The sequence below is a fragment of the Nocardioides sp. GCM10023255 genome, from assembly GCF_042653125.1.
GTDB lineage: Bacteria > Actinomycetota > Actinomycetes > Propionibacteriales > Nocardioidaceae > Nocardioides.
This window is the reverse complement of record NZ_JBHSHU010000001.1, coordinates 465,557-474,242: the sequence shown is the minus strand read 5'-3', so window position 1 is coordinate 474,242 and position 8,686 is coordinate 465,557. Positions and strand designations below refer to the sequence as shown.

8 protein-coding genes, 1 tRNA gene and 1 other RNA gene are annotated in these 8,686 nt (G+C 73.9%); 9 read left to right on the top strand and 1 reads right to left on the bottom strand.

What is annotated here, in order from left to right:
• The 4 genes from ACFO9I_RS02330 to ACFO9I_RS02315 all read left to right on the top strand — a co-directional run.
• A partial coding sequence (locus ACFO9I_RS02330; protein ID WP_379177366.1) for a hypothetical protein occupies positions 1–230 on the top strand: 230 nt, incomplete at its 5' end.
• Positions 231–387: 157 nt separating this feature from the next.
• The gene (gene eccD, locus ACFO9I_RS02325) at positions 388–1,740 is read left to right on the top strand and encodes a type VII secretion integral membrane protein EccD (RefSeq protein WP_379177365.1); all 1,353 of its coding nucleotides are present in this window, start codon (positions 388–390) and stop codon (positions 1,738–1,740) included.
• 7 nt (positions 1,741–1,747) lie between these two features.
• Positions 1,748–3,196: a type VII secretion protein EccB gene (gene eccB, locus ACFO9I_RS02320; protein WP_379177364.1), complete on the top strand. Its 1,449-nt coding sequence runs from the start codon at positions 1,748–1,750 to the stop codon at positions 3,194–3,196.
• The gene (locus tag ACFO9I_RS02315; protein ID WP_379177363.1) at positions 3,187–4,455 is read left to right on the top strand and encodes a S8 family serine peptidase; all 1,269 of its coding nucleotides are present in this window, start codon (positions 3,187–3,189) and stop codon (positions 4,453–4,455) included. Before eccB ends, ACFO9I_RS02315 begins: the two co-directional genes overlap by 10 nt.
• A gap of 56 nt (positions 4,456–4,511) precedes the next feature.
• Here ACFO9I_RS02315 and ACFO9I_RS02310 read toward each other — a convergent pair.
• A tRNA-Ser gene (locus ACFO9I_RS02310) sits at positions 4,512–4,600 on the bottom strand.
• 97 nt (positions 4,601–4,697) lie between these two features.
• On the opposite strand from ACFO9I_RS02310, the gene ffs reads away from it, so the two are divergent.
• From ffs to ACFO9I_RS02285, 5 genes are all read left to right on the top strand, one after another.
• Positions 4,698–4,788, top strand: an RNA gene (gene ffs, locus ACFO9I_RS02305) — signal recognition particle sRNA small type.
• 56 nt (positions 4,789–4,844) lie between these two features.
• Entirely contained in the window at positions 4,845–7,043 is a 2,199-nt protein-coding gene (locus tag ACFO9I_RS02300) for a DNA polymerase III subunit gamma and tau (RefSeq protein ID WP_379177362.1), read from the top strand.
• A gap of 31 nt (positions 7,044–7,074) precedes the next feature.
• Positions 7,075–7,449 carry a YbaB/EbfC family nucleoid-associated protein gene (locus ACFO9I_RS02295; RefSeq protein WP_379177361.1) on the top strand — a complete coding sequence of 125 codons (375 nt, stop codon included), beginning with the start codon at positions 7,075–7,077 and terminating at the stop codon, positions 7,447–7,449.
• 13 nt (positions 7,450–7,462) lie between these two features.
• On the top strand, positions 7,463–8,059 hold the full coding sequence (gene recR / locus ACFO9I_RS02290) for a recombination mediator RecR (protein ID WP_379177360.1): 597 nt from the start codon (positions 7,463–7,465) through the stop codon (positions 8,057–8,059).
• A complete protein-coding gene (locus tag ACFO9I_RS02285; RefSeq protein WP_379177359.1) occupies positions 8,056–8,667 on the top strand; it encodes a DUF5063 domain-containing protein in 612 nt (203 codons plus the stop codon). The genes recR and ACFO9I_RS02285 overlap by 4 nt, the downstream gene beginning before the upstream one ends.
• Positions 8,668–8,686: the final 19 nt, after the last annotated feature.

Here is an 8,686-nt window from a genome sequence, read left to right as displayed (position 1 = left end):
CCGGGGCTCGCGGCGGTGCCGGGGCTCGAGGTGCCACGGGCACGGCGCGCGGCGCGGCTGCCGGAGGACGCGGCGCGAGCGGCTCGCGCGGTGCCGCGGGCGGCCGTGGTGCCGCCGGCGGCCAGGGCGGCCGCACCAACAAGGACCCCCGGAAGAAGAACACGGACTTCTTCGAGGAGGAGCAGGACTGGGTCGATGACGAGGGTGCCGCTCCCGGTGTCATCGACTGAGTCCGACGGATTCACTGCTCCCGCCCGGGACGGTCGCCACGGCCGTCCCGGGCGGTAGCATCTCAGCCGGTCCGGCCGGACCCGGGGTCACGGGCCCGGTGAGGACCGCGGCCACCACGACATCGGGGTACATCTTGGGGACCTTGGGGGAGACACGATGAGCCAGGCGCCCGTCACCACGTCCGGACTGGTCCGTGTGACCGTCGCATCAGGCACCCGACGGGTCGACCTCGTCCTCCCGGGTGCGGTCCCCGTCGCCGAGCTGGTGCCGGAGCTGGCGCGCAGCGTCGGCCTGCTCGACGCCTCCACCGTCTTCGGCGGCTACCGCCTCGTGACGGCGGAGGGTCGCGAGCTGGCCAGCGACTCCGGCCTGATCATCCAGGGCGTCGAGGACGGTGGTCTCCTCACCGTGACGGCCGGCATCGACGACCCGCCGCCGCGTGTCTACGACGACGTCGTGGAGGCGATGACCGACGTCGTCGAGCACGACCTCAAGCCCTGGGAACCGGCGTCGGGCCGGCGTACCGCCCTGTCCGCGGCGGGCCTGCTCATGGCCCTGGGGGCGGTGGCGCTGCTGATCCAGCGCGGCTCCCTGCTGGCCGCGGTCGCAGCCGTGGTCGTCGCCGCAGCCCTGGTGGTCGGCGCGATCGTCCTCTCCCGCGTCCAGCACGAGGCCGAGACCGCCGTGGCCCTCGCCTGGATGGGTTCGGTGTACGCCGCCGTGGCCGGCCTGATGCTGGTCACCGACGGCGAGTTCTTCGGCCTCCCGGTGGCGTGCGCCGGTGCCGGCGCCCTGGTCGCCGGGCTGGTCGCCCTGGTCGGTGTCGGGGAGGGCCGCACCCTCGTGATCCCGCCGGTCGTCGTGGGTGCCATCTTCCTGGCCACCGGCTTGGTCATGCGGGCCGCGGCGTTCGACCCTGCGGTCGTGCTGACCACGGCGCTGGTGCTGGTCGTGATGGCCGGCAGCGTCTTCCCGTGGCTCGCGCTCGGGGCCACCGGCACCACGGTCGACCAGCTGTACTCCGTCGCGGACATCACCGCCGACCCCGCCGAGGTCGACCCCGCCCGGGTCAGTGCCGACGCGCGCGTCGCGCACGAGATCCTGGTGGCGGTCTCGGCCACCGTGGGGCTGCTGCTGGTCCTGATCGCGCCGCTCTCGGTCTCGCTCGGCCTCGCGGGCACCCTGCTCGCCGTCCTCGCCTGCCTGGTCGTGATGCTCCGCACCCGCCAGTACCGCACCGGGTCCGAGGTGCTGGTCGGACTCGTCTCCGGGATCGTGGGGCTGGTGTCGGTCGCGGGCTCGATGCTCTGGCTGCACCCGGACTGGCGACCCACCGCTGCCGTCGCGCTCGCCGTCACCGGTGGGGTGCTGCTGCTGGTGACGCTGCTGCCCTCCACGCCGTCCGTGCGCCGCGGGCGGCTCGGCGACGTGGCCGAGACCGTGGCGCTCGTGGGGCTGCTGCCGCTCCTGGTCGTGGCGGTCGGCGTCTACTCGGCGATCCGGGGCTGAGGCGTCGATGGCCACCAAGCGCGACCTCGTCGAGGCCTACTCCTTCAGCCGGCGCCGCCTCGTCACGGCGTTCGTGTCCGGTGCGCCCGGCGGCCGTGAGGTGGAGCCGGCGCGGCCAGGCCGGACCATCGTCGGAGGCCTGGCACTGGCCGTGCTGCTGATGGCCGGAGCAGCGATCGCGGGCGTGTTCGCCCCCAAGGACCCGGAGGACTGGACGCAGCCCGGCCTGATCGTCTCCAAGGAGACCGGTGCCGCCTACGTGATCGTCGAGGAGAGCGAGCACCCGGTCCTGCGCCCGGTCATCAACATCACCTCGGCACGACTCATCCTCGACACCGGCGGTGACGTCGAGCCCAGGATCGTCTCGCAGAAGACCATCGAGTCGCAGACCATCGGGGACGACATCGGGATCCTGGGTGCGCCGGCGAGCGTGCCCGACGACTCGCTGCTCATCCCCGACGGCTGGACCGCCTGCACGCGCGCCGGCAGCGGACTGCGCGTCGACGTGTCCGCGACGTCGCAGGCGCGCGCGGCGCTGGACAACGGCTTCGTGGTCACGAGCCAGAAGACCACGTACGTCATCGCGGAGGCCTCGGACGGCACCGGCGCCCACCGCTACCAGCTCCCGGCCGGCGGCAAGCTCGGCGAGGGCCAGGACAACCTGCTCGCCGACCTGCAGCTGCCGAACCGCGCCGGCGGCACCGAGGTGCCCGAAGAGTGGCTGGCGCTGTTCCCGGAGGGCGGTGACCTGAGCTGGGACACCTTCGGGCTGACGGGCTTCGGGGACCCGGCGCCCGACCGTGGCGAGTTCGGGATCCCGGGCGACGCCCGGATCGGTGACGTGCTCACCACGGGTGACGAGTCCCTGCTGCTGACCCAGGACGGCCCGGAGCCGCTTGACGACTTCGCGCTCGCCGTCTACCGGAACTCACCCACCCCCACCGGCCGGATCGCCGAGGGCTCACGCTCCGGCCGGGCGCCCGTGGAGTGGACGCTCGACAGCCCCCCGAACGTCGGGCAGGTCAAGGGTCCCTACGAGTCCGAGCACTGGCCGTCCGGGACGCTGCGCGCGACCGAGGGCGACCACTGCGCCCTGCTCGCCGCGGAGAAGGGTGAGGCACCCGTGGCGCACGTCGCCACGGACGCCACCGGCGACGCCTCCCCGGCCGACGTGCGCGAGGGCGAGCGCTCGGTCCGGGTGCAGCCCGGTCGCGGCGCCTACGTGCTGTCGGGCGACTGGGGCCAGTCCGCCGGGGGTGCCCCCTTCCTCATCGACGCCAAGGGGCAGTCCTACCCGCTGGAGGGGCCCGACGTCGCGACCCGGCTCGGGTACGGCGACTACCCGGTCGCCGAGGTGCCCGACTCGTGGGTGGGGCTGTTCGACGAGGGCGTCTACCTCTCCGTGGACGCCGCCCTGTGCCCGCCGCGCAGCGAGGGGAGCCGGGGGTGCGCCTGAGCGTCGCCGCCTCGGGCGCCGTCACCGGCCTGGCGCTGGCCGGCCTGCTGGTCCCGGCGGTGCCCGCGCAGGCCGACGTCGACGCCGCCTGCCTGGGCAGCCAGACCGACACCCCGCGGACCGACACCGAGAACACCAGCGTGCCCCTCGAGGCCCTCGGTGCCGAGCAGGCGCAGGAGCTCTTCGGCGACCGGGCGCCCGGCTCCGGGGTGACGGTCGCCGTGCTCGACTCGGGCGTCGTGGACAGTCCGCTGCTGACCGTGAGGTCGCACCAGTCCTTCGGCACCGCGACCAAGGGCCTGGTCTCGGGCCACGGCAGCGTGGTCGCGGGCCTGGTCGCCGGGCACGCCCGCGCCAACGGCAAGCCGGTCGGCGTGGCACCCGGTGCGTCGATCATCGACGTGCGCGTCTACGACACGGACCTGCCCCAGGACGGCGCGCAGCCGCCACAGACCAAGGTCTCGACGTCGGCGCTCGTCGACGGGCTGGAGTGGGTGGCCGGGCACGCCCGGGCCGAGGGCATCAAGGTCGCCAACATCTCGCTCGCCACCGCCCACACGCCGGAGCTGGAGCGGGCCGTGGAGAAGGCGTGGGACGCGGGCGTGGTCGTGGTCGCCGCGGCCGGCAACCGACCGGGGGAGGGGCAGCTCAACTACGAGACCCTCGGCACGTTCCGCACCGGCGAGGACGCCCACGACCTGGTCGCCCCCGCGCGCTACGAGCACGTCGTCGCCGTCACGGCGACGCCGGACGGGGACCCCGAGCACCCGGCTCCCACCACCTACGTCGTCCAGAACTCCGCGACGGACGTCGCCGCGCCGACGTACGGCGGGGTGTCGATCGACCTCAACGGCAGCACCTGCGTCGTGCAGGAGGTGGCGACCTCCTGGGCGACGGCCGAGGTGAGCGGGGTGCTGGCCCTGCTCTGGTCGCGCTACCCGACGGAGAAGCCCGCCCAGATCGTCGCCCGTCTCCTCGACACCGCGGACGGGTCCGCGCTGGACCCGACCCCGCTGCGGGGTGCCGGTGTGGTGCAGCCCGTCGAGGCGCTCACCCGGCCGCTGCACCCCGACCGGGCGGGAGACCTCCCGCGGGCCCGGCCCGAGGAGGGCCGGACGCCCCGCGCCACGTCGCCCGAGCCCGAGGCCGACGTCCTCGCAGCCACCCGCGAGCACGCGGTGTGGTGGGGGCTCCTCGGCGGCGGCGCACTGCTGCTCGCCCTGCTGCTGCGGCCGGTGACCGCGCGCCGGCGTACCTGACGAGGCCTGCGAACGACGACGGGCGCCGACCGCGTGGTCGGCGCCCGTTCGTTTCGTGGCGGAGGATAGGGGATTCGAACCCCTGAGGGCTGTTAACCCAACCCGCTTTCCAAGCGAGCGCCATAGGCCACTAGGCGAATCCTCCGCGGAGGAGAGTACCGGTCGCTCCCGGGCGGGACGAAATCCCCCCACCCAGAGGTGCCGTCTTGGTGGGCGTCGGGCCGCTCCCCTACACTCGGGCCAACCCCCCGTGTGGCGGCATCTTGCCGAACTCCCCCAGGGCCGGAAGGCAGCAAGGGTAAGCGAGCTCTGTCGGGTGCGCGGGGGGCCTTTTCATGCCCGGGTACCGCGCGCTACCGGCTGTCGGCGCGGGTGGTTAGGGTTCTTGCGTGGAGTCACCCCTCGCGTTGTACCGCCGCTACCGGCCCGAGACATTCCGGGAGGTCATCGGCCAGGACCACGTCACCGAGCCGCTCCGGGCCGCGCTGGCGAACAACCGGGTCAACCACGCCTACCTCTTCTCCGGCCCGCGCGGCTGCGGCAAGACCACGTCGGCCCGCATCCTGGCCCGCGCGCTCAACTGCGAGCAGGCGCCGGTCGCCGATCCGTGCGGCGAGTGCGACAGCTGCCGTGACCTGGCCCGTGGCGGGCCGGGGTCCATCGACGTGATCGAGATCGACGCCGCGTCGCACGGCGGCGTGGACGACGCGCGTGACCTGCGGGAGAAGGCGTTCTTCGCGCCGGTCCGCAGCCGCTACAAGGTCTACATCATCGACGAGGCGCACATGGTGACGACGCAGGGCTTCAACGCCCTGCTCAAGCTCGTCGAGGAGCCGCCGCCGCACCTGCGCTTCATCTTCGCGACCACCGAGCCCGACAAGGTGCTGCCGACGATCCGCTCGCGCACCCACCACTACCCGTTCCGCCTGATCCCGCCGCGGCTGCTGTCGTCGTACCTCTCCGAGCTGTGCGAGAAGGAGGGCGTCTCCATCGAGCCGGCGGCGCTGCCCCTGGTGGTCCGGGCCGGCGCCGGCTCCGCGCGCGACACGCTCTCGGTGCTCGACCAGCTGCTCGGCGGTGCCGGTCCCGAGGGCGTCACCCACGCGCTGGCGACCGGGCTGCTCGGCTACACCCCCGACACGCTCCTCGACGAGGTGGTCGACGCGTTCGCCGCCGGTGACGGTGCCGCGGTCTTCGGTGTGGTGGACAAGGTCATCGAGACCGGGCAGGACCCACGTCGCTTCACCGAGGACCTGCTGCGCCGGCTGCGCGACCTGGTCATCGTGGCGGCCGTCCCCGACGCGCCGGCCACGGGCCTGATCGACGTCTCCGAGGACCAGGGGGAGCGGCTGGTGGCCCAGGCCGCGCGCTTCGGCGGGGCCGAGCTGAGCCGGGCCGCCGACCTGGTCGCGACCGGGCTCACCGAGATGCGTGGCGCGACCGCGCCCCGGCTGCTGCTCGAGCTGGTGTGCGCGCGGGTCCTGCTCCCGGGTGCCGACCACGCCACCGACGGCGTCCTCGCCAGGCTCGACCGGCTCGAGAAGCGGATCGCCATCACCGGCACCCCCTCCGCGCAGGCGACCGCGACGGCGGCGCCGCTGCCACCGGCGCAGGACCGGCCCGCGTCGGTCACCGTCAAGAGCGACGTGGTGGCGCCGACCCCCGGCGCTGCCCGCCACGAGCCCGTCCACCACGAGCCCGTCCACCACGAGCCGGTCCGCCCCGATCCGGAGCAGGTCCGCCCGGAGCCCGTCCGCCCGGAGCCCGTCCGCCCGGAGCCCGTCCGCCCGGAGCCGGAGCCGGTCCGCGAGCAGGTCGCCCCCGCCGCGGAGCCCGCGCCGCCCGCCCCGGCCGTTCCCGCCGCCGAGCCGGTCGCCCCCGCCGCACCTGCTGCTGCCCCCGCCGAGGCCGCACCTCGTGCCGGCGGGCTCACGCTCGTCGACGTGCGCCGGCTGTGGCCCGACATCGTCGAGGCCACCAAGCTCCGCCGCCGCGTCACCTGGATCCACCTCACGCAGAACGCCCAGGTGGTCGCGGTCGACGACCGCACCCTGACCCTGGGCTTCAGCAACGCCGGTGCACGCGACTCCTTCGACAACGGCGGCAGCCCCGAGATCGTCCGGCAGGCGGCCATCGACGTGGTGGGCACCGACTGGCGCATCGAGACGATCGTCGACCCCGGAGCACGCGCCGACGCGGGTGCGCCCCACGCCCTCCCGGACGCCCCGGCGGCGCCGGCCGCCCCGACGCCCGCCCCCGAGGCGCCCGCCGCCCAGCCCGACACCCAGCCCGCGGGCCCGCCCGACTGGGCCGGCGGGGACCCCGCGCCCGGGGCCGGAGCCGCGCCCGAGTCGCCCGAGTCGTCCAAGCCTCGGGCCGACCCCGAGTCGATCGCCGCGGCCCGGGGGGCCATCCAGCAGACCCGGGCCAACGGCACGGAGCGGCCCAACCGCGCCGAGGACCTCGCCGCGGCCGACGCCGAGGCGCACCCCGACGACCTCGACGCCGAGAACCAGGGCATCGACACCGCCGAGCTGCTGCGCCGCGAGCTCGGGGCCAGGATCATCGACGAGGTGCGGCACCAGTGATCGCACGAACGACCCGAGAGGTGACCACACCATGAGCCAGAACCCCTTCGACGCCCTCGGCGGCGCCGGCGGCTTCGACATGAACGCGCTGCTCCAGCAGGCCCAGCAGATGCAGGAGCAGCTCCAGAGCGCCCAGGCGCGGCTGACCGAGACGATCGTCGACGGCACCGTCGCCGGTGGTGCGGTGACCGTGCGGGTCAACGGCGTCGGCGAGCTCGTCGGCGTCGACATCAAGGCGGGCGGCTTCGACGCCAGCGACCCCGACGACCTCTCCGACCTCGGCGACATGATCGTGGCGGCCTACCGCGACGCCAAGGCCCAGGCCGACGCGCTGGCCAGCGAGACCCTCGGGCCGCTCGCCGGTGGCGGCGGCGCGGGCGGCATGCCCGGTCAGCTCGGATTCTGAGAAGGCCCCGGCGTTGTACGAAGGCGTTGTCCAGGACCTCATCGACGAACTCGGCCGGCTGCCCGGGGTCGGCCCCAAGAGCGCGCAGCGGATCGCGTTCCACCTGCTGCAGGCGGAGCCGGCCGACGTACGCCGTCTCGCCGACGTCCTGATCGAGGTCAAGGCGAAGGTGAAGTTCTGCAACATCTGCTTCAACGTCTCCGAGGACGAGCAGTGCCGGATCTGCCGGGACCCGAGGCGTGACCCGGCGGTGCTGTGCGTGGTCGAGGAGTACAAGGACGTCGTCGCGATCGAGCGCACCCGGGAGTTCCGGGGCCGCTACCACGTGCTCGGCGGCGCGATCTCCCCGATCGACGGGGTCGGACCCGACCAGCTGCGGATCCGCGAGCTGATGGTGCGGCTGGCCGACGGCGCGATCACCGAGGTCATCCTGGCCACCGACCCCAACCTCGAGGGCGAGGCGACCGCGACCTATCTCACCCGGATGCTCAAGCCGCTCGGGTTGCGCGTGACCCGTTTGGCGAGTGGACTGCCCGTAGGTGGTGATCTCGAGTACGCCGACGAGGTCACCCTCGGACGTGCATTCGCAGGAAGGCGGAACGCTGAATGACCGGCACCACGAACCTCGACGCCGAGACCGAGGAGTTCGCCCAGCAGATCGCCGACCAGGTGGAGAGCTTCCTGCTGGCGCTGCAGGCGGTGTCGCGCGAGGGCGACGGCGGACGGGCGATCTCCCTCCTGCTGCTGGAGATCAGCCAGGTGCTCCTGGCCGGCGCGCGGCTCGGCGCCCAGCGCGACTTCACGCCCCGTGCCGAGTACCAGCCCGACGTCGGGCCCGAGCCCGACCTCGACGACATGCGGATGCGCCTGGGCGGCATCCTCGACAGCGTCGACACCTACAGCTTCGTCTTCGACCCCTACGTCCCCGAGGTGGTCGAGAGCCAGCTCTCCGACGACCTGACGGCCATCGCGCTCGACCTGGTCAACGGCCTGCGGCACTACCGCGACGGCAACGTCGAGGAGGCGTTGTGGTGGTGGCAGTTCTCCTACGTCGCCTCCTGGGGCAACCTCGCCGGCGCGGCGCTGAACGCGCTCCTGTCCGTGGTGGCCCACGACCGCCTCGATGCGGAGTTCGAGGGCGAGGACGAGCAGGTCGCCGCGGCCGACGAGATGCTCGACGCTGAGATGCTGGGCTCGACGGACGGCGCCCCCCGGTAGACTCTGGCCCGGTCGCAGC

Bases quoted from the DNA above. Each gene is read 5' to 3' on its own strand.
- eccD (WP_379177365.1), top strand. From the start codon at position 388: ATGAGCCAGGCGCCCGTCACCACGTCCGGACTGGTCCGTGTGACCGTC.
- eccB (WP_379177364.1), top strand. From the start codon at position 1,748: ATGGCCACCAAGCGCGACCTCGTCGAGGCCTACTCCTTCAGCCGGCGC.
- ACFO9I_RS02295 (WP_379177361.1), top strand. From the start codon at position 7,075: ATGAGCCAGAACCCCTTCGACGCCCTCGGCGGCGCCGGCGGCTTCGAC.
- ACFO9I_RS02285 (WP_379177359.1), top strand. From the start codon at position 8,056: ATGACCGGCACCACGAACCTCGACGCCGAGACCGAGGAGTTCGCCCAG.